Source organism: Leclercia sp. Colony189, assembly GCF_009740165.1.
Taxonomy (GTDB): Bacteria; Pseudomonadota; Gammaproteobacteria; order Enterobacterales; family Enterobacteriaceae; genus Enterobacter.
This window is the reverse complement of the sequence record NZ_CP046557.1, coordinates 1,226,445-1,246,093: the sequence shown is the minus strand read 5'-3', so window position 1 is coordinate 1,246,093 and position 19,649 is coordinate 1,226,445. Positions and strand designations below refer to the sequence as shown.

At 57.9% G+C, this 19,649-nt stretch carries 15 protein-coding genes; 8 read left to right on the top strand and 7 right to left on the bottom strand.

Features of this window, described 5'->3' with window-relative positions; translation table 11 throughout:
• Nucleotides 1-36 precede the first annotated feature (36 nt).
• The 4 genes from GNG29_RS05840 to GNG29_RS05825 are packed head-to-tail and all read left to right on the top strand — an operon-like array spanning nucleotide 37 to nucleotide 4,214.
• The gene (locus GNG29_RS05840; RefSeq protein ID WP_156654048.1) at nucleotides 37-978 is read left to right on the top strand and encodes a D-ribose ABC transporter substrate-binding protein; all 942 of its coding nucleotides are present in this window, start codon (nucleotides 37-39) and stop codon (nucleotides 976-978) included.
• Nucleotides 979-989: 11 nt separating this feature from the next.
• Nucleotides 990-1,598, top strand: a complete 609-nt coding sequence (locus GNG29_RS05835; protein ID WP_156654047.1) for a DUF2291 family protein — start codon at nucleotides 990-992, stop codon at nucleotides 1,596-1,598.
• Complete coding sequence (locus tag GNG29_RS05830) at nucleotides 1,598-3,124, top strand: sugar ABC transporter ATP-binding protein (protein ID WP_180210766.1); 1,527 nt, start codon at nucleotides 1,598-1,600, stop codon at nucleotides 3,122-3,124. The genes GNG29_RS05835 and GNG29_RS05830 overlap by 1 nt, the downstream gene beginning before the upstream one ends.
• Before the next feature lies 1 nt (nucleotide 3,125).
• Complete coding sequence (locus GNG29_RS05825) at nucleotides 3,126-4,214, top strand: ABC transporter permease (RefSeq protein WP_103824133.1); 1,089 nt, start codon at nucleotides 3,126-3,128, stop codon at nucleotides 4,212-4,214.
• Between the two features lie 108 nt (nucleotides 4,215-4,322).
• On the opposite strand, the gene GNG29_RS05820 is transcribed toward GNG29_RS05825, so the two are convergent.
• Nucleotides 4,323-5,276 carry a sugar-binding transcriptional regulator gene (locus tag GNG29_RS05820; RefSeq protein ID WP_103178585.1) on the bottom strand — a complete coding sequence of 318 codons (954 nt, stop codon included), beginning with the start codon at nucleotides 5,274-5,276 and terminating at the stop codon, nucleotides 4,323-4,325.
• Nucleotides 5,277-5,572: 296 nt separating this feature from the next.
• Here GNG29_RS05820 and GNG29_RS05815 point away from each other — a divergent pair, with 296 nt between their 5' ends.
• Genes GNG29_RS05815 through GNG29_RS05800 form a run of 4 tightly spaced genes read left to right on the top strand, consistent with a single transcriptional unit; the run spans nucleotide 5,573 to nucleotide 10,313 of the window.
• Nucleotides 5,573-6,403, top strand: coding sequence for a transketolase (locus tag GNG29_RS05815; RefSeq protein ID WP_156654046.1), 831 nt, complete (start codon nucleotides 5,573-5,575; stop codon nucleotides 6,401-6,403).
• Nucleotides 6,396-7,346 (top strand): transketolase family protein, encoded by a 951-nt coding sequence (locus tag GNG29_RS05810; RefSeq protein ID WP_156654045.1) that lies wholly within the window; start codon nucleotides 6,396-6,398, stop codon nucleotides 7,344-7,346. Before GNG29_RS05815 ends, GNG29_RS05810 begins: the two co-directional genes overlap by 8 nt.
• Nucleotides 7,347-7,380: 34 nt before the next feature.
• A complete protein-coding gene (locus GNG29_RS05805) occupies nucleotides 7,381-8,799 on the top strand; it encodes an L-fucose/L-arabinose isomerase family protein (protein ID WP_103178582.1) in 1,419 nt (472 codons plus the stop codon).
• 14 nt (nucleotides 8,800-8,813) lie between these two features.
• Nucleotides 8,814-10,313 (top strand): FGGY family carbohydrate kinase, encoded by a 1,500-nt coding sequence (locus GNG29_RS05800; RefSeq protein WP_156654044.1) that lies wholly within the window; start codon nucleotides 8,814-8,816, stop codon nucleotides 10,311-10,313.
• A gap of 44 nt (nucleotides 10,314-10,357) precedes the next feature.
• On the opposite strand, the gene pgaD is transcribed toward GNG29_RS05800, so the two are convergent.
• From pgaD to GNG29_RS05770, 6 genes are all read right to left on the bottom strand, one after another.
• Nucleotides 10,358-10,795: a poly-beta-1,6-N-acetyl-D-glucosamine biosynthesis protein PgaD gene (gene pgaD / locus GNG29_RS05795; RefSeq protein WP_103178580.1), complete on the bottom strand. Its 438-nt coding sequence runs from the start codon at nucleotides 10,793-10,795 to the stop codon at nucleotides 10,358-10,360.
• Entirely contained in the window at nucleotides 10,792-12,126 is a 1,335-nt protein-coding gene (pgaC, locus tag GNG29_RS05790; protein WP_156654043.1) for a poly-beta-1,6-N-acetyl-D-glucosamine synthase, read from the bottom strand. The genes pgaD and pgaC overlap by 4 nt, the downstream gene beginning before the upstream one ends.
• Nucleotides 12,123-14,138: a poly-beta-1,6-N-acetyl-D-glucosamine N-deacetylase PgaB gene (pgaB, locus tag GNG29_RS05785; RefSeq protein ID WP_103178578.1), complete on the bottom strand. Its 2,016-nt coding sequence runs from the start codon at nucleotides 14,136-14,138 to the stop codon at nucleotides 12,123-12,125. Before pgaB ends, pgaC begins: the two co-directional genes overlap by 4 nt.
• A gap of 9 nt (nucleotides 14,139-14,147) precedes the next feature.
• Complete coding sequence (pgaA, locus tag GNG29_RS05780) at nucleotides 14,148-16,550, bottom strand: poly-beta-1,6 N-acetyl-D-glucosamine export porin PgaA (RefSeq protein ID WP_231736590.1); 2,403 nt, start codon at nucleotides 16,548-16,550, stop codon at nucleotides 14,148-14,150.
• 387 nt (nucleotides 16,551-16,937) lie between these two features.
• The gene (locus GNG29_RS05775; protein WP_197431832.1) at nucleotides 16,938-18,353 is read right to left on the bottom strand and encodes a surface lipoprotein assembly modifier; all 1,416 of its coding nucleotides are present in this window, start codon (nucleotides 18,351-18,353) and stop codon (nucleotides 16,938-16,940) included.
• Nucleotides 18,354-18,405: 52 nt separating this feature from the next.
• On the bottom strand, nucleotides 18,406-19,149 hold the full coding sequence (locus GNG29_RS05770; RefSeq protein WP_103178575.1) for a Slam-dependent surface lipoprotein: 744 nt from the start codon (nucleotides 19,147-19,149) through the stop codon (nucleotides 18,406-18,408).
• Nucleotides 19,150-19,649 lie beyond the last annotated feature (500 nt).

The following is a 19,649-nucleotide window of genomic DNA, read 5'->3' as shown; positions in this document are numbered from 1 at the left end:
TCATTATTGAATAAATATTCAATGTGGAGAAAAAGAATGAACACGACCTTTGTAAAATCCGCTTTACTGGCCTCAATGATCGCCGCTTCCGGTTCCCTGTTTGCCGCCGATAACGGACTCATTGCGATTATTACCCCCTCACACGACAACCCGTTTTTCAAGGCTGAAGCCGACGGCGCGGCGGCGAAGGCAAAGGAGCTGGGCTACACCACCCTTGTCGCCTCGCACGACGATGACGTGAACAAACAAAACCAGCTGATTGAGACCGCCATCGCCCGTAAGGCGAAAGCGATCATTCTGGATAACGCCGGGGCGGATGCCACCGTTGGTCCGCTGGAGAAGGCCAAAGCGGCAGGCGTCCCTGCCTTCCTGATCGATCGTGAAATCAACAAAACCGGCGTGGCGGTAGCGCAGATTGTCTCGAACAACTATCAGGGGGCGCAGCTCGGTGCGGAGAAATTCGTCAAGCTGCTGGACGGCAAAGGGAAATACGTTGAGCTGCTGGGCCGTCCGTCGGACACCAACGCCCACGTGCGCTCCCAGGGCTATCACGATGTGATCGACGACTACCCGGAGATGAAGATGGTGGCGCAGCAGACCGCCAACTGGAGCCAGACCGAAGCCTTCACCCGTATGGAAGCCATCCTGCAGACCAACCCCGATATCGTGGGCGTGATCTCCGGTAACGACACCATGGCGCTGGGCGCCGAAGCCGCCCTGAAGGCCGCCGGGAAGAACAACGTGATTGTGGTCGGCTTTGACGGCAGCGACTACACCCGCGACTCGATCCTGAAGAACGGCAACATCAAAGCCACGGTGCTGCAGCCAGGCTGGCAGCAGGCGCAGATGGCCGTTGAGCAGGCCGACTACTACCTGAAAAACGGCAAAGCGCAAAAAGATGAGAAGCAGCTGATGGACTGCGTGCTCATCGACGAATCCAACGCCAGCAAGCTGAACCTGTTTAACCTCAGCAAATAAGCGGAGGCAGTATGCGATTAACACAATGGGGCGCCGCGCTGACAGGCGCAGCCGCCCTGTTGCTGACGGCCTGCACCGTGGTGGATCTGGATGAGAACGGCAAGCCGATCATGCCTGCCGATCCCAACGCCAAAGCGAGCTTTGACAACCAGACCCCACAGCAGATCGCGCAACAAACCTGGCAGCCGCGGATCCTCGACGCCGCGAAAAATCATGCCCTGGACGCCAGCGCCCTCTCCACCCAGCTGAACACGCCCGCAGCCACACCGCAGAGCGTCTTCGTGCGCCTTACCGGCAAGGTGGAGCGCGTGGATGCCAGCAACGCGCGTGAGCAGAAGCTGGTGATGTCGGTGAACGGCCAGCCGGTGGAGATCCAGAGCGGGCCGGTGATGCGCGGCAACGCCATCCGCGACGCCGCCGGATTCCGCTTCGATGAATTTACCAACCAGGTTCAGTATGCCCAGCTCTCCCGCGCCCTCAACCGCGAGGCGGCGAAGCATCTGCCGAAAATCGACGACAGCTGGAGCGGCAAAAATGCCACCGTGCTGTTCGCCACCACCCTGACGGGCGGCAAGGCGAATGAGGCGGCAGCGCTGGAACTGAAACAGGAGACGCCGTGATGAGCGATACCCCGGCAGACGACATTATCCTCAGCACCCGCGGCATCTCGATGCTCTTTCCCGGCACCGTGGCGCTGGATAAGGTCGATTACCGCGTCTGGCGCGGCAAAGTGAACGTGATTATCGGCGAGAACGGCGCCGGGAAATCGACGCTGATGAAGATCCTCGCTGGCGTCCAGCAGCCCAGCCTCGGCGAGATGTGGCTCAACGGCAAACAGGTCTCGTTCGCCAGTACCCGGGATGCCGCCGCCCACGGCATTGGCATGGTACACCAGGAGCTGAACCTGTTTGAGAACCTCAACGTGGCGGAGAACGTCTTCCTTGGCCGCGAGCTGCAAAAAGGGGTAACGCCGATCAACGAGGCAGAACAGGAGGCCCGCACCGCGGAGCTGCTGAAACGCCTCGATCAGCCTATCTCCCCGCGCGAACTGGTGGGCAACCTGAAGGTGGGACAGCAGCAGCTGATCGAGATCGCCAAGGCGCTGGCCGAGGATGCCGACATCCTGATCCTCGACGAGCCCACCTCGGCGCTGAGTAAAACCGAGGTGGAGATCCTGTTTCGGGTGATCCGCGAGCTGACCCGTCAGGGGGTCTCCATCATCTATATCTCCCACCGCCTGGAAGAGCTGATGGCGATAGGCGATGTGATCACCATTCTGCGCGACGGCAAATTCCAGGCCGAAGCGAAGGTGCAGGATATCGACGTGCCGTGGATTGTGCGCGAGATGCTCGGCAGCGACCCGGTGAGTAACTTCCTTGAGCCGGGCCGCACCTTCGGCGCGCCGGTGCTGGAGGCGGAGCACATCACCTGCGTCAACGCAGCCGGGAATACGGTGGTCAACGACGTCAGCTTCCAGGTCAAAGCCGGGGAGATCGTCGGCATCTACGGCCTGATGGGGGCCGGACGCACGGAGCTTTTTGAGTGCATGCTCGGCACCGAGCGCAACTATCTGGGCAAGCTGTGGCTCGACAGTAAACCGGTGCCCCAGCGCTTAACCACCGCCGAGCGTATCCGCATGGGGATGAGCCTGGTGCCGGAAGACCGCAAACGCACCGGCATTTTCCCCGGCTCGTCGGTGGCCAGCAACCTGACCATCGCCAGCCTCTGGCGTCGGTTGCAGCGCGGCTTTGCCATCGCGCAAAAGGCGGAGCAGCAGGTCGTCGCCAGCACCATCGGCAACCTGTCGATTAAGGTCTCCACCCCGGAAGTAGAGATCCAGGCGCTCAGCGGCGGCAACCAGCAAAAGGTGGTGATTGGCCGCTCGCTGCTGACCAACCCGAAGGTGCTCTTCCTTGATGAGCCGACCCGCGGCATCGACGTGGGGGCCAAAGCGGACGTATTCCGCATGATGGTGCAGCTCTCTGAGGAGGGGATCGCGGTGGTCTTCTCCACCTCGGATTTGAAAGAGATTATGGCGGTATCTGACCGCATTCTGGTGATGTCCGGCGGCAAACTGACCGCCGATATTGTTCGCGATCGGGCCGAAGAGTCGGCACTGGTAACCGCAAGTGCTCAGGGGTTCTAAGATGAAAACGACACAGTCTGTCGCGCTGGCGCCGCATAAAGGGGCCGCGCTTTCCCGGGAAAATGTTCTGCTGCTGTTGCTGAAAATGCGCACCTTCATTGCGCTGTTTTTGATTGTCGGCTTCTTCACCATGACCGTGCCGGGCTTTCTCTCCACCGGCAGCCTGGTGATCATGATTAAACATATCGCCATCAACGCCTTCCTGGCGCTGGGGATCACCTTTGTGATCATCACCGCCGGGATCGACCTCTCCATCGGCGCTACCCTGGGGCTGTGCGGGATGATCGCCGGGTGGATGATCACCAAAGGGATTGTGCTGCCGATGTTTGGCATCGCCATCTTCCCGAGCGTGTGGGTGATTGTGCCCGTGGTGCTGCTGATCGGCGCACTGATAGGGGCGGTGAACGGCTGGATCATCACCCGCTATAACGTCGCGCCCTTTATCTGCACGCTGGGTACCATGTACGTGCTGCGCGGCGCGTCGATGCTGACCTCCGACGGCCAGACCTTCCCGGGGCTCTCCGGTAACCCGCAGCTGGGGAATACCGGCTTTGATGAGATTGGCGCAGGCACGTTCCTCGGCATTCCGTGGGCCATCTGGATGATGATCGTGCTGGCGCTGGTCATCGCCTACATCGCCCGCCGCCTGCCCTTTGGCCGCCACGTCTACGCCATCGGCGATAACGAACGCGCGGCAGAACTCTCCGGGGTGCGGGTCAAGCAGGTGAAAGTGCTGGTCTATACCCTGTCGGGGTTCTGCGCTGCCATCGCCGGGATTGTGGTTTCCGCCCAGCTGTTAGCCAGCCATCCGGCCAACGGCACCGCCTTTGAGATGAACGCCATCGCCGCGGTGGTGCTGGGCGGCACCTCGCTTGCTGGCGGCCGCGGCACCATTCTCGGCACCCTGATCGGCGCCTTCGTCATCGGCTTTTTGGCCGACGGCCTGGTGATGATGGGGGTGAGCGAGTTCTGGCAGATGGTGATCAAAGGGATTGTGATTATCGTGGCGGTGATTATCGACCAGATGCAAAACCGGATGCAGCAGAAAGCGGCGGTGGTGGCGCAGAAGGCGGTGATGGAAGGAAAGTAGCGACATTGTGCGGGGTTTATGCCGGGTGGCGCTACGCTTACCCGGCCTACAACGGCACAACATGTAGGCCCGTGCAAGGCGAAGCCGCCGCCGGGCAAAATGCACTGCTTACGATGTCTTCAATAAACTCCGCGCCGTCGGGTAATCGGTGATTAACACGTCGATATACTTCCCTTCCAGCGCCCCGCGAATGGCGTTACGTTTCTCTTCCCCACCCGCCAGGGCGATTACCTGTGGGCAGGCGCGGATCTGCGCCAGCTCCATACCAATCACCGGATCTTCTTCGGCACTCAGCACCGGCTCGCCTTTCGCATCGTAGTAATGCAGGCAGATATCCCCTACCGCCCCGCGTTCGGCCAGCAGTTTGAGCATCTCTTCGTTGTAGTAGTTGCCGGAGTTCTTCAGCAGCTGCGACGGCTCCAGCTCGCCGATGCCGACAATCGCCACATCCACTTCGGCAAATTTGCTCACCACCGCCGCCACGTCCGGGCTGCTCACCAGCCGGGCGCGCTCCTCTACCGAGTGCTCAATACTTTGCGACGGCAACAGCCACGCCGGGCAGCCAAGGTGCGCCGCCAGCTGCTGGGTAAGAATGGTCGCCTGCACGTTGCCGTTGGGACCCACGCCGCCCAGGAGCTGGATCACCCCCGCGGCGCGGATATTCTGCGGGTGCATCTCATCCACCATGCAGCGGATGGTGCTGCTCCAGGAGGAGATCCCCACCAGGTCTTCCGGACGCAGGCGGGTTTCGACATAGTGCGCCGCCGCGCTGCCGATGGCGTGCTTGATCTGGGCACTGGACGGGCTCTCGCCCACGTCCACCACGATGGCCTGGCGGATGCCGTACTGCTCCTCCAGCGCCTTTTCCAGCGAGACAAAAATATTGGTAGGCTGAACGACGGTAATTTTGACCAGCCCCTCTTTCTGGCAACGCGTCAGCGCCCGCGACACGAAGGATTGTGAGAGGTGCAGCAGCGAGGCAATCTCGGACTGCTTTTTATTCTCGCTGTAGTAAAGTGTGGCGATCTTCACCAGCAATCGCTGTTCATCCTGTTTCGACATAACGTTCCCCTTAATCGGCTGTCGTTATTTTTATTCATCACTGAATATTTAACAAGCAAGCGCCCGCCCGATCCGCCGGGCAAATGTGATCCTTTTCTCCTTTCTTCGAAATTTGCCCGCTCAAACCGTAGACAAACCTCCTGACTGGGCATATCTTACATTACATGAATAATAAATCAGCATTGAATATATATTCAAAGCGGTTATAAATCCCTGCTCTGACAGAGAGAACAGGGGAATAACTTACCCGGCTGGAATAATTATTCACAACAGATTATAAATTCAGGAGGTATGTTATGAATCCGTTTTCGCTCTCCATCGCGGAGCTCGAAACCCGGGCGCGCTCGATTCGTCGCCGGATCATCGTGCTGAATGCCGAAAGCCCGGCGGGAGGCCACACCGGGGCCGATCTGTCGCAGGTCGAACTGCTCACCGCCCTCTACTTCCGCATTCTGAACTGCTCCCCTGCGCTTCAGGATAGCGATGAACGCGATATCTATATCCAGTCGAAGGGCCACGCGGTGGGCGGCTATTACTGCGTGCTGGCCGAGGCCGGGTTTATCCCCGTTGAGTGGCTCGCCACCTATCAGCATGCCGACTCTCACCTGCCGGGCCATCCGGTGAAACATAAAACGCCAGGCATTGAGCTGAATACCGGCGCGCTGGGGCATGGTCTGCCAGTGGCGGTCGGGATCGCCCTGGCGGCAAAACGCAACAACAGCGCGCGCCGGGTGTTTGTGGTGACCGGCGACGGAGAGCTGGCGGAAGGCAGCAACTGGGAGGCCGCGCTGGTCGCCGCCCATTATCAGCTGGATAACCTGTTTATTATCAACGACAAAAACAACCTCCAGCTGGCGGGCTCCACAAAAGAGATCCTCAATACCGATCCGCTGGATGAGAAATGGAAAGCGTTCGGCCTGGAGGTGACCACCTGCAACGGTAACGACATGGCGGACGTGGTCGCCACGCTGGAAGGGCTGAAACCCAACGGCAAACCCCATGTGGTGATCGCCCACACCACCAAGGGCGCGGGAATTTCATTTATTCAGGGACGGCCTGAATGGCACCACCGGGTGCCGAAAGGGGAAGAGATTGAACTGGCGCTGGAGGAACTGAAAGATGAGTAATAGCGAACACCTCGCCACGGTGATGGTGAATGCCTTTATTGACGCCGTTGAACGCGGCGTGGACCTGGTGCCGGTGGTGGCGGACTCCACCTCCACGGCGAAAATTGCCCCCTTTATGCAACGTTTTCCGGGCCGCCTGGTCAACGTCGGCATCGCTGAGCAGACGCTGGTGGGCGCCGCTGCCGGTCTGGCAATCGGCGGCAAGATCGCCGTCACCTGCAACGCCGCGCCATTTTTGATCTCGCGGGCTAACGAGCAGATCAAAGTCGACATTTGCTACAACAACACCAACGTCAAGCTGTTCGGCCTGAACGCGGGGGCCAGCTACGGCCCGCTCGCCAGCACCCACCACAGCATCGACGATATCGCCATCATGCGCGGCTTCGGCAATATCGAAATTTACGCCCCGTCGAGCCCGAACGAGTGCCGCCAGATCATCGATTACGCCCTCGATCATGTGGGCCCGGTCTATATCCGTCTCGACGGGAAAAACCTGCCGGAACTGCATGACGACAGCTACCGTTTTACGCCGGGCAAGATTGACGTCCTGCGCAGCGGCCACGACGTGGCGCTGGTGGCGATGGGCTCGACGGTACATGAAATTGTGGAAGCTGCTGCACAACTCGCGAAAGAAGGTATTGACGCCACTGTTATCAGCATTCCATCTATTCGTCCCTGTGATACCCAACAGCTACTGACCGCCCTCGCCCCGTGCAGGGCGGTGGTAAGCGTCGAGGAGCATAACGTCAACGGCGGCGTCGGCAGCCTGGTGGCGGAAGTGCTGGCCGAAGCGGGATGCGCCGTGCCGCTGAAACGGCTGGGGATCCCGGATGGACAATACGCGATTGCTGCCGACAGAGCGTCAACGCGGGCACGCCACGAGATTGATGTCGCTGGGGTGGTGAAGCACGCCCGGGAAATGCTGACGCGACAGGTTTGCTGAAAATAACAACAACATCTTACTGGAGAGAAAAGCAATGTCCCGAATTCCTCAACAACTGACAATGGGCGTGGTCATCGGCAACCGGGGATTCTTCCCGAGCTATCTGGTAGCGGAAGCGCGCGAGCAGGCGATCGCCCTCTTTGGCCGTCTGGGTATCAACACCATTATGCTCGATCCCAGCCAGACCGAACTCGGCGGCGTGGAGACCCGTCAGGATGCGAAAGCCTGCGCCGAACTGTTTCGCGCCCACCGCGACAGCATTCACGGCGTGGTGGTGCTGCTGCCTAACTTTGGCGATGAAAAAGCCATCGCCGAGACCCTGCGTCTTTCCGGCCTGAACGTGCCGGTGCTGGTCCAGGCCGAGGAGGACAACCTCGATAAAATGGGGCTGGCAACCCGCCGCGACAGCTTCTGCGGCAAAATCTCCCTGTGCAACAACCTGCGTCAGTACGGCATTCCTTTTACCCTTACCACCCAGCACGTCTGCGCCCTCAACGGTGAGGTGTTTGCGCAGGATCTGCAGCGTTTCGAACAGGTCTGCCGCGTGGTGAGCAGCATGCGCGGCGTGCGCGTGGGGGCAATCGGTGCCCGTCCGGCGGGCTTTAACACCGTGCGCTACAGCGAAAAATTGCTCGAACGCCTCGGCATCGCCGTGGAGACGCTCGACCTGTCAGAAGTCTTTACCCGGATCAAAACCCTGCGCGACGATGACATCCGCGTGGATGAAAAACGGCGGATCCTGATCGATAACGCCGACGCCAGCCGTATTCCGGCCGACAAGCTGGTGACCATGGCGAAGCTGTTTGTGGTGATCAGCGAGTGGGTGGTTGCCAACGACATCGACACTACCGCCATCCAGTGCTGGACCTCGCTGCAGGAGAACCTCGGCATCAACGTCTGCTCGATCATGAGCGTGATGTCCGGGCAATTGATGCCGAGCGCCTGCGAGGTGGACGTGATGGGCGCCCTCTCCATGTACGCCCTGGCCAGCAGCAATATGAACCCGGCCTCCATTGCCGACTGGAACAATAACTTCGGCGACGAGCGCGACAAGTGCGTGCTGTTCCACTGCGGTAACTTCGCCGCCGAAAGCCTTGAATCCCCGCATATGGGCACCGCCGACATCATCGGCACCACGGTCGGGAAAGAGAACACCTGCGGCGCGGTGCATGGTCGTCTGAAAAGCGGGCCGCTGACCTACTTCCGCCTGAGCACCGACGATCTGACCGGGGAAATTAAAGCCTACGTGGGCCAGGGCCAGTCGGTGGACGATCCGCTCGACACGGTGGGCTGCCGGGCGGTGATCCAGGTGCCGCATCTGGAGAACCTGCTGAACTGGATCTGCCGCAACGGTTTTGAGCATCATGTGGCGATGAACCACTCCGCCAGCGCGGAGATCCTGCATGAAGCCTTTACCCGCTACCTTGGCGTCTCAACTTACCTTCATCGTTAAGGCTGGAGGCCGCTATGTCGGTGAACAAGGACATTATCATCGCCCTCGACGAGGGCACCACCAATGCCAAAGCGGTGGCGCTGGATGCCAGCGGGCATGTGGTGGCGAGCTTCTCCCGGGCGCTGGCGATCCAGACCCCCCACGAAGGCTGGGTTGAACAATCCGCCAACCTGCTGGTGGAGGCCTCTCTGGAGGTGGTGGCCCGCGCATTGGCCACCGTCGGGGTAGAGAGAGTGGCGGCGCTGGCGATCAGCAATCAGCGTGAAACTGTGGTGGGCTGGGAGCGGGCAACGGGCAAACCCATTGCCCCGGCGCTGAGCTGGCAATGTTCCCGCACCGCGGCCTTTTGCCACCAGCTGCGCGAGCAGGGCCACGGCCCGGAGATTAGAGCGGTCACGGGCCTGCCCATCGCGCCGCTGTTTTCTGCCTCCAAAATGCGCTGGCTGCTGGATAACATCCCCGACGGCGCAGCGCGTGCCGCCCGGGGTGAGATCTGCCTCGGCACCGTTGACAGCTGGCTGCTGTGGAACCTGACCCAGGGGCAGGCGTTTAGCTGCGATTACGCCAACGCTGCCCGCACCCAGCTGATGAGCCTGCATACCGCCGACTGGGACCCGCAGATGCTGGCGCTGTTTGGCATCCCCCGCGCGGCCCTGCCGGAGATTAAACCCTCCAGCGGTCTGTTTGGTTACACCCGCGGCTGCCCCTCCATTCCGGACGGCCTGCCGGTGATGGCGATGATCGGCGACTCCCACGCCGCGCTCTTTGCCCACGGTCTGGGGGCGGAAGGCTGCGTGAAGGCGACCTACGGCACCGGCTCGTCGGTGATGGCGCCGGTGGCCTCCGCCCGCAGCGAGGTGAGCGCCCTGGCCACCACCGTGGCCTGGCACGACGGCGAGACGCTGGTCTACGGGCTGGAGGGGAATATCCCCCACACCGGCGACGCGGTGGCGTGGATGGCGGACAGCACCGGGCTAAGCGAGCTGTCGCAGGCGGAGCTTATCCATGAGCTCAACACCCTCCCCCGCTCGGTGGACTCCACGCTCGGCGTCTATTTTGTGCCGGCGCTGACCGGCCTTGGCGCCCCGTGGTGGGATGAGAATGCCCGCGGCATGATCCACGGCCTGAGCCGCGGCGTGAAGCGGGCGCACCTGATCCGCGCGGCGCTGGAGTCGATCGCCTATCAGATTGCCGACGTGGTGCAGGCGATGCGCGCCCATCCGGGCTTCACCCTGAACGCGCTGATGGTGGACGGCGGGCCGACAAAAAACGACTGGCTGATGCAGTACCAGGCGGACCTGCTCGGCTGCCCGGTGATGCGCAGCGACGTGGCGGAACTTTCAGCGATGGGGGCGGCACTGCTGGCGCGTAAGGCGCTGTTTAACCTGACCACCGCCCAGCTGCGCCAGTATCTGCCGGAGCATGTCACCTTTACGCCAGACATGGCGCGTCACGCCCGGCTACAGACCCGCTGGCAGGCCTGGCAGGAGACGGTTGCCCGGGTGCGGCGGTAAAAATGCCCCGTCTGGTGATACGCCAGACGGGGCACGGTTTTTCGTTACTCGCTTCGCACGTCAGCAAGAATTTTCGCCATCCACACGCGGTCTATTGCCCCCGTATCATAATGGGCGAGGGTAAAAACCTGGGCCTGGTTCATCATTAGCGCCAGTTCGGGGGTGATATTGAAACTTGCCGCCACTTCATGGCGCTCAAGTCCAGGCCGACGCTTACGACGTTCAACACGAAAGCGCAGCTGGTTATATTTTGCCCAGCAGATTAGCGCCAGATCGATAAGACAGGCCACCAGCAGGTAGATACTCAACGTACTGAGCGTGGTGTAGAACGGCCTGGTCCCCATAAACGGATCATGTTCAATCGCGCTTATCAGACCACTGTAAATCAGCCAGCTAAACCCCAGCCAGGCAACGATCGTTAACAGCAAATCCAGCGCGCGTGGAAACAGCCGTTGTTCAGTAAAAATTAATGGTTGGATCATGGTTTTAATCTCCCAATACCGCGATCGGGACTCACCCAACGCGCTCTGCTGCGTTTACGGCGCAGCATCACTTTCGGGAAAGCCACAAGCGTAGTGAACAGGCTCAACATCCAGTACACCACCGGAAACCAGATAACCCAGAACAGTGACGCCGCAATACCTTTCTCGTAGCGTCGTTCAATAAACAGACTGACCGCGAACTGTAACAGACAGACCACGCCCAGCATCAGGCCAGTAAAAGCCGGTGGGAAAAGGTGCTGAACATATAAAGAATCGGGCATCGGAATAAGCAGCCCGATGAGAAACAGCAGGATGCTGACGGCATAGGCAAAGGCCCATGCGGTTGACATACAAAACTCAAGAAACAGAGGCCACATGCGCCGGTACTCCCAGCTCCACAAGCGACGCATATTGACAATAAACACCTCCGCGCCCCCCTGCGCCCAACGCAGACGCTGCTTCCAGAGCCCCTTCAGCGTCTCGGGCATCAAAATCCAACACAGCGCCCGAGGTTCGAAGAAAATTGACCAATGGCGCAGCTGTAACTTCCAGCTGATATCAATATCTTCCGTGATCATATCCGGACTCCAGTACCCCACCTCTGCCAGGGCGCGACGGCGAAAAGCGGCAATGACGCCGGAAACGGTAAAGACCTGACCATAGACGCGTTGGGTACGCTTGATGAGGCCGATGATAGATGAAAATTCCCCCACCTGGACTCGCCCAATCAGCGTTGAACGGGTACGGATACGCGGGTTACCGGTCACGGCCCCCACGCGAGGGTGATTGAGCAGCGGTGCGACCATATACACCGCCGCATCTCTGTCCAGCAGCGCATCCCCATCAATACACACCAGAAAGTCACTGCGCGCCGCCGCGGCACCTGCCTGCAGGGCGACCGCTTTGCCCTGATTTTCCGCCAGATGAATCACCCGCAGCCGCGAATATTTACTCGCTAACTGGTCCAGCACGGTCGCGGTGTTGTCTATAGAACCGTCATTGATAGCAATCACTTCTATATTTTCATAACGCTGCGCCAGCGCCGCTTCAATAGTCTCGCGTGCATTCAGCCCTTCGTTAAAGCAGGGCACAAGAATGGAAATCAGCGGATTGCCTGCGAGTGTAGGGGGCGGTGTGCCCGGCCCCCACGGCCAGTGGCGCTCGCGGTGAAGCCAGAAATAAAGCCCACCGCTTATCCAGAGGGCCGACATAAACAGCGGCCAGAAAAAGACGAAATTAAGGATCACTTCACCGGTAAAAATCACCGCCACGCCGAGCGGAAAACTGAACATCAGGCAAAGGATCAGGAAGGCGATGAGGCGATCGGTCATTTTTGCGGATACCAGTAAGAGGAAAAAGCAGAACGGATCTCTGCCATCCGGGGTTGATCGTTAATGAAATCGTCCGGGTAGTAGCCATAGTTTCCGGCACCGCTCATCTTGAGCTGTCGCATCCACCCGTTAAGCATTTCACCGCTAATAGCGTCCTGCCCTGCCCCCTTACGCCAGTCCCGCGCCTGAAGTTCAAAGACCGTTTTATCCAGCGCGCCAGGGAAACGGGCGACCTGCCCGACGAGTCTGTCCAGCCAGGCATTGGCCTCGTTGACCGGGACATTTTCCATCAGCGGCATCGCCATCGGCGCTGTCCAGTCGTAGGTGCTGAGAAAATCATTCAGATTCTGCGCAAACCAGGTTTCGCTCTGCGGATCCAGTACCGGCATGGCGTAAATGTTGCGGGCAGTTTTGATCTGCGGGCCGCGCACGGCACGCACGGTTTGCGTGAGCTGTCGGGTAAAATCAATCAGGGCGCGACTTTTAAAGCGCGTCCAGCGCGCCAGCAGTTGCGGATTGGCGCGTATCTCCGCGAGGTTATCCGGGAAGCCTGCTGCACGATAGGCTTTGAGCGCATCCGGGGAGGCATCCTCAAAGTCGGTTAAAAAAGCGTCATCATGGAACAGGATGCCGTTGAAGTTGGCATGGCGCGCCAGGTCTTCGTAGATGTCGTTGATTCTCTGCCGGGCAACCGCATTCCAGGGTGATAAGCGCAAATAATGCTGGTTATCTGGCGCAATGCGTCCGTTGTCTGGCGACCATGCCGCCACGCGAGGCACCGAGGGGTCTAACCCAAACGCCAGTACCGGCATCCATGCGTAAACCTTCACCCCGGCACGGGTCTGTAACTGCCAGGAGACGAAGTTAAACAGATCCGCCCGCATCGGTAGCCAGCGACTGCGAAAATAGAGCGCATTGACGTTGCCGTCCCCTTTCGGATCGGCATAGGCCTGTAAGAAGACATGGGTGATCTTCATATCGAAAACACGCTGGATGAGCAGATCGATATTTTTACGCTGTTGAGCCTGGTTTTTGTCGTAGACATAGTCGAGATCGACATGCATAACCCGCATGTTTTCAGGTTCTCTGACCTGAGCTATCTGGCTGGCGAAGCTACGCAGCGAAGGGTTGTTGGAAATCAGCACCCGGGGAACGTCTTCCAGCCTGGCGGCATTCGCCAGCCCCTGGTTTAGGGTGAAAGCCATCTGGTAGCCCTGCTGATGCGCAAGCTTCAGCGTTGTTCCGCTCGCCGCACCGTAGGGCCAGACCCAGGCGCGCGGCGCTTTCCCGGTGACCTCTTTGATTTTGCCCGTAATACGCGCCAGGTCGGCATTTATACGCTTTTCAAACTGCGCATCCGTTTCGTACTGCCCGCGGGTTTTATCGTAGAAACGGTTAGCGACTGCGGGCTCCTGACTGCCTTGCGGATTGGCCTGATGACCGTAATGGGATGCCCAGGTGTGCGCACCCACTTCCACGAGCCCCGACTCGCTCGCCTCGCGTACCATCTTCCAGGTGGCAAATTTTTCCCGCGGCGTCTTGAGTCCGCCAAAATCCACCAGCGAATGTTCCGGTGCATCCACCCAACTGCCGACTGGCGCCCACAAAGCAGGCCATCTGAACAACCGAAGCAGCGGCAGAACGCGTGTCGAGAAGCTACTGTATCCATCATCAAAGGTCAGCATCACCGCCTTTTCCGGCAAGGTGCTTTTTCCTGCATGGGCATCCAGCACCTGCTGCACGCTAATCGGGTGGTAGCCGTTATCATGCAGCCAGGCAAACTGATCGTTCAGGGCGCTGGTGCGCACGGAGAGATAGCGCTGATCGGCGGCGCCGTCCTCCACGTCGTGCCAGGCCAGCACAAGAAAGCTGTTTTTGGGCCAGGGCTGGTCCGCATAGAGCGCCGGCCGTTCGGCGGGAGGAAGATAACGTGGTGCCGCGGCCAGTGCACACATGCTCATCATCATCCACCCGACGATTACCCTCGCGGCGAGAAGCCATCGTTTCATCATGAAGCGCCCTTAAAACCTGACATTCAGATCAAATGCGAGGGCAATATTGCGCTCCCGCTTCCCGTCGTAAGGACGCTTATCCCAGGTCAGTTTCACCCCGGCATCCACTACGTTATTCCATTGAATACGTTGCCCGTAACCAAACTGATTGATGGCCCCAGCGCTGTACCCTTTTTGCCAGTAACTGCCCGCCCCCGCTTCAAACTGCTGCTTCCAGACCGTGTCGTAATGGCGGTACAGCACCTGTTCGGCGCGCAGCCCTGCCACCGCCGAAAGATCGCGTTTGGGGTTGTAATAAGGCACATCTTCTTTGCTGTTGTGGCTGCCGCCGATGCCAGGAATAAAATCCAGCGTAAAACGTGGCGAGGTCCAGAGGCGTTCTTTACCGCTGATGCCATACTCCAGGCGATCGTTGCCGTCGGTGAAATGGGCACCGAAAAGGGAAAGTTGATATTCCCGTCGTTCGTTCTGATACCAGCGTAACCACAGATCGCCACCGTTGGCGTTTACCCCATTGCGCAGGGCACGCAGCGGCGTGTTACGGGATAACCGCTCCGCCGAGCCGCCGACCCGCCAGCTGTCGCTGAAATCGTACCAGCCGGAGAGGCGTCCGCCGATTTTCTGATCGGTGTTATCGTTGCGCCCGGAGATCTCCATTTCGGCCCAGCTATTCCTTGACGTCCATTCCGCGCCCGCCAGCAGGTCCCGGCTTATTCCCTTCCCCTCCTCAAACTCGCCGCGGGCAAAGTTGTAGCCGGTAAACAGTCGCCAGTTCTGGTTAACAGGCGGGCTATACAGCGCAGCGTTGAGGGTAAAATCATCTTTGCCGCTGACCGGGTTGTCGGATGAGATGCCCTGAGATCCGGCTATCCGCAGTTCCGCTTTGTTATGCACCGCCATCAGTCGTTCGAGCTGCAACGTGGCGGCATCATCCGGGCTGCGGGTGACCACATCTTTTGTGAGTTCCTCAGCCTGCTGCCACTCCTGTAGCTCCATGGCCGTCCATGCCTGTTGCCTTTCCAGCGCCAGGTTGCTGGGTTCAATGACTTCGGCAAGCTTAAGTTCGCGCTCTGCGGCACGCGGTAATCCTCTTGCCAGCAGCACTGAGGCATAGGCAATACGCAGTGCCTGGTTCCCCGATCCTGTGCGCGCCAACCGCTCCGCATGCTTCTCGGCTGCGGGCAAATCATTAACGGCCACCAGATATTCGGTTTGTAAGGTTCTGGCCAGCAGCCAGTTGTCATTGGGCTGCGGCGTAGGAGAGCCATAGATCTTTCGCAGGTAAGGGCTCTCTTTGCTGTAGTCATCCAGCTGCTGCTTCGCTTCGTCGAAATGGTTGTTATCGAGACGGGCATAGAGCAGTTCCTGCTGATCGTCCATGGTCAGCGGCGTGGATGCCAGGGTCGAGCCACGCGGAAAATAGATGCTTTCAAGCAGCGACTCGGCTTTGTCCGGCTGCTTCTGCGCAAGATAGGCAGAAGCGACCCATCTTCTGGCGTAGTCAGGAACAGGCGCTCCGTTCGCCTCAAGCGATTCAAATTCGGCGATCGCTTCCGCCATGCGTTTACGAATAACCAGCGCCCCCAGCCGGTCAATTCTGGCGCGGCGCACATCCGCTTGCGCCTCGGGAAGGTGTTCCCATGCGGCAATCAGCGCGTCATAGCGAGCCAGGGCTTTATCTGCCACCAGAAATCGTTCATCTTCATTGCGGGTGGGCGTGAACGCAGCGCGGACCGTTTGCGCCGCCGCATCCAGTTCAAGTTGACGTTTAATGGCATCAGGCTGCGGAAAGCGCTCTGAAAGGGTCAGCGCAGGGCCGGCAATGCGGCTGGCCGACATCGCAGCCAACAGCGTGGGCACCACGTTTTTGTTGCGGTCTGAATCGGTATCGAGGTGGCTGGCCGCCAGTACAGAATCCCAGTTTTTCCCCTGAGCATGATAAACATAAGCCAGCAGGGCCTCTCTCTCTGGCCCCGGCTCCTCGTCTGCCCAGCGCCGGGCTTCGGTGACGGCCTGCTCGTTGCGATGGGCATCTGCGAGCGTCATTATCCAGCCGGTGCGGGCGTCGCTATTGCCGGGTTCATCTTGCAGAACGCTTTCCCAGACGGCCAGCGAGGCATTCCACTGCTTTTGGTTACGCAGCGCGCGGGCGGCAGCGACCTGCCCTCTGGCAGGGATGGCCATGTGTTGGCGATAACGCTCCCATACCGCCAGCGTCTCCGCATCATTATTAGCCCATGAGGAAACCTGAAGCCAGTCAGCAATCTCTCCCGCTGTTAACTGCGTCTCCTTTTCCCGAACGGCCAGGTATTGCAATAAAGGCTGGCGGTCACCATCCCGCGCCTGAATAATAAGCTCGTCGTAGGTCGACATCTCAGCGTATACCCATGTCGGGAATAACATGCTCACCATTAATAAATATCGTCCCGAACGCAAGGGATTAATAACGCAAGAGGGGCAGGAAACTCTGAGCATAGCTATCCCTTTATCTCTGTTTTAACATGAGCCTTTCATTTTTTCATGGCTAAAAGATGACGAAAATGCAATAGCTAAACAAGAAACTAAAAAGCACCGGAAAATTTAAAATCTCATACTTTCTTCGTATTTATCATTATTCAATAAAAGACTATTTGCTTTAAAAAAAGGACCTGAACGCCGCTCAAAAAAGTTAGCAGCCACGCTGAAGTTTTACCAATCCATAAAATAAAAAACACGCCGAAGCGTGCTTTTCATCTTAATTTCACCCTTTCGTATCAGACTTCTTCTGCACACTCAGTAAAATGGCCTGGTAAACGTCTGTTAAAAATTCTTATCCAGCGATAGCAGGACATTCCTCTGTCGATAATCATAGAAATCGATATTGCTGTCGACCTGCTTCCAGGTGAAATTCAGTTTCGGCATCACCCCAAAGAAATAGAGGTCGCGATGCCAGAGCGAGAGATTATAGATCTGTTCGTTATCTTTCCGTCGCGTCGAGAAGATATCACTGTCGGCCTGGTAATTGCGTCTGGCAATGGCCGTGGTGGCGGCAAAAGAGAGTTGCCAGGGCATATCCACCTGCACCCCGCTGCGTAAACCTACCCGATGGTTAGATTCACTGCGAGTGAAGGTCTGCTGATCGAGCAGATCGAAGCCGGCAAACCCTGACACCCGGTTACTGAAGGCATGGGACAGGGTTGTGGAGGAGTAACGATTTTGCCCGTGCAGGAATCGATAATCTTCATTATCATAATCCAGTTTCTGATATTCCAGCGCCTGACTCACCTGCCAGGTGGGCGTAAGTAAATAACTGTATTCGGCGCGGACGCCAGGGCCAGAAGAATAGGCCTCGGTGCCATACCATCTTTTTTCATAGAAAGGTAACAGGGCGAATTGTTGTCGGAAATTACGCCATTGATAGCCAGCATAAGCGCGGGTGGTAATATCATCAAAATCATGGTTATTCCAGTAACTCTTACCGTTTACCGTACCAATAAATCGCAAGCCATGCTGATCGTAGAGTTGAACATCTTTTTGTAATGCGCCATTGAACCAGAAACCTTCCCCGCGCTGAGGGAAACTCTCTTTATTACGAATAAAAAGACGATCGCCAACCCGAATGGTTTTACCCGATGACGCATTATTCACATTGCTGTCATTCAGATAGCTCACGCTGAAGGAACCCGTTAATGCGCTGCCTTGCTGAATGCGCTCAAGATATTGCGCAATGACCTGCTGAATATTCTCAGGCGGATTGCTTTGTAATACCCGACGAAACTGATAATCAGCCGCGTCAAACTGACGATTTTCAAACATGGCCCGCGCTAAATCCAGACGCACCGCAGCAAAGTCAGGATGCCTGCTCAGAATAGCGCGATAGTGTTCGATCGCCTCTGCATAATGCCCCTGACTGCGCGCCAGACCGGCTTTTGCAAAATGAATCAGGGTTGAATCCGGATTGGGTGAGGCCGCATAGACAGGTAAAATGGCACGAACCATCGGCCACTTCTCTTCACGAATGGCCTGATCGAGCATCGCCATTGCCAGCTCTGGCTGTTCCGCCAGTTGCGCATTGGTAACATGCAGCGTCTTATCGCCAGGCCCGGTGCGTTTGTCCGGCGTGGTCAGTCGTTCAAAGTGGGGAGCTGCAGGAATTGAGTCGGTTTCCGGCGGCGCAGCAAACGCAACGCTGAGCGGGCAGAGCAAACTCAGTGCGCCAGTACGCAAAATATTCATAGAAAGGCTTACCATCTGAAGGTCCGGTCAGCCTGGCTGACCGGAAAACGTTTTATTGACGTGTCGCGCCAAAGGATGCGTTTTTAGTCGTGTCTGCAAACTGCGCCAGACCGCCTAACTCTTCAGCTGTTGGACCATTGAAATGTCCGGTGAAGGTCCCCGCCTGCCCGCCGGATTGCGCATTACCGGTGAATCCACCGTTGGCAATGTTGCCCTGCATCGCAATTTCGCTACCAAAGGTATCATTGCCGGCAATAGTGCCGTTGATGGTTTTCGCGGCGAAATCAATGTTAAAGCTGGCATCGCTCAGGATATTTTCACGCATACCGTGACCTACATAGGTCGCAGTGCCCTGGGTTGGCACGTTAGCCGCGAGCGTGGCATCTCCGGTGTAGAAGACCTCATGCTGACCTTTTTCATACTGTGTCCAGGTACCGAATGTGGTGTAACTCATCCGGCCACAGCACCATGACGTTGAGGAGACCGGGGAACGGTCGTCACGGGTGAGCCGCTGGGTTTGCACCAGGCCCGCAGAGATCCCGGTGCCGCGCATAACATATTCACGGCCCTCAGGGGTGGTGTAGGTCCAACCAGAAAGGGTACCGCCGGTGGTCAGGCTGACCGGTGCCGTGGCAGGGGTTTCCGGGGTGGTACCCGTATTGCCGTTATCCGTTTGCACAGGCGCAGTGGTTACCGGAGGCGTGCTGTCGCCACCACCACCCCCGCCGCCGCTACCACCACCACATGCAGTCAACACAAAAGCGGTCAGTAATAAACCAGGTTTTAAAATCCCCATACGCTAAACGTCCTTGGTTGTGAATAAATTCGCAGGATTTGTAACATAATTTTTGCGAATGAATTTACGCCAAAACATTTAGCATCTCTAATGATTAGTCCTTATCGCCGTTCATTCTAAGATTAATCTTAACAACCACTTACACAATGTCTCGCCTGGGGCTCTGTTAATCGGCGTTAATTTAACTTAAGGGGATGAATTAGCGTTTCTTCACGCACGCTTCATTATGTGCCCTTATTCATCCTCTCTTCTGCCTATTACAAATAATGCAACTCAGGTTTTTACGTTTTTTAATGGAACAATCCTGAACGTCTTTTAAACCCGATATCAGAGGAATCAGTCTGCTCTGTTACGGCCATGCAAAAGAGGGCGATGCGTTCAGCGGTGCTGATATAGCCCTAAGACTGAAGAGTTCTATAGGTTGCATTGCAGGTGGAAAGCCTGAAAAAGTCGCGATTACCGCCTGCATCAGAAAATTTATAATGGTCCGCTTTGTGCCA

Bases quoted from the DNA above. Each gene is read 5' to 3' on its own strand.
- GNG29_RS05825 (WP_103824133.1), top strand. From the start codon at position 3,126: ATGAAAACGACACAGTCTGTCGCGCTGGCGCCGCATAAAGGGGCCGCG.
- GNG29_RS05770 (WP_103178575.1), bottom strand. From the start codon at position 19,149: ATGGGGATTTTAAAACCTGGTTTATTACTGACCGCTTTTGTGTTGACT.
- pgaA (WP_231736590.1), bottom strand. From the start codon at position 16,550: ATGGTGAGCATGTTATTCCCGACATGGGTATACGCTGAGATGTCGACC.
- GNG29_RS05815 (WP_156654046.1), top strand. From the start codon at position 5,573: ATGAATCCGTTTTCGCTCTCCATCGCGGAGCTCGAAACCCGGGCGCGC.
- GNG29_RS05810 (WP_156654045.1), top strand. From the start codon at position 6,396: ATGAGTAATAGCGAACACCTCGCCACGGTGATGGTGAATGCCTTTATT.
- GNG29_RS05830 (WP_180210766.1), top strand. From the start codon at position 1,598: ATGAGCGATACCCCGGCAGACGACATTATCCTCAGCACCCGCGGCATC.
- GNG29_RS05805 (WP_103178582.1), top strand. From the start codon at position 7,381: ATGTCCCGAATTCCTCAACAACTGACAATGGGCGTGGTCATCGGCAAC.
- pgaB (WP_103178578.1), bottom strand. From the start codon at position 14,138: ATGATGAAACGATGGCTTCTCGCCGCGAGGGTAATCGTCGGGTGGATG.
- GNG29_RS05835 (WP_156654047.1), top strand. From the start codon at position 990: ATGCGATTAACACAATGGGGCGCCGCGCTGACAGGCGCAGCCGCCCTG.
- GNG29_RS05800 (WP_156654044.1), top strand. From the start codon at position 8,814: ATGTCGGTGAACAAGGACATTATCATCGCCCTCGACGAGGGCACCACC.
- pgaD (WP_103178580.1), bottom strand. From the start codon at position 10,795: ATGATCCAACCATTAATTTTTACTGAACAACGGCTGTTTCCACGCGCG.
- GNG29_RS05775 (WP_197431832.1), bottom strand. From the start codon at position 18,353: ATGAATATTTTGCGTACTGGCGCACTGAGTTTGCTCTGCCCGCTCAGC.
- GNG29_RS05840 (WP_156654048.1), top strand. From the start codon at position 37: ATGAACACGACCTTTGTAAAATCCGCTTTACTGGCCTCAATGATCGCC.
- GNG29_RS05820 (WP_103178585.1), bottom strand. From the start codon at position 5,276: ATGTCGAAACAGGATGAACAGCGATTGCTGGTGAAGATCGCCACACTT.
- pgaC (WP_156654043.1), bottom strand. From the start codon at position 12,126: ATGACCGATCGCCTCATCGCCTTCCTGATCCTTTGCCTGATGTTCAGT.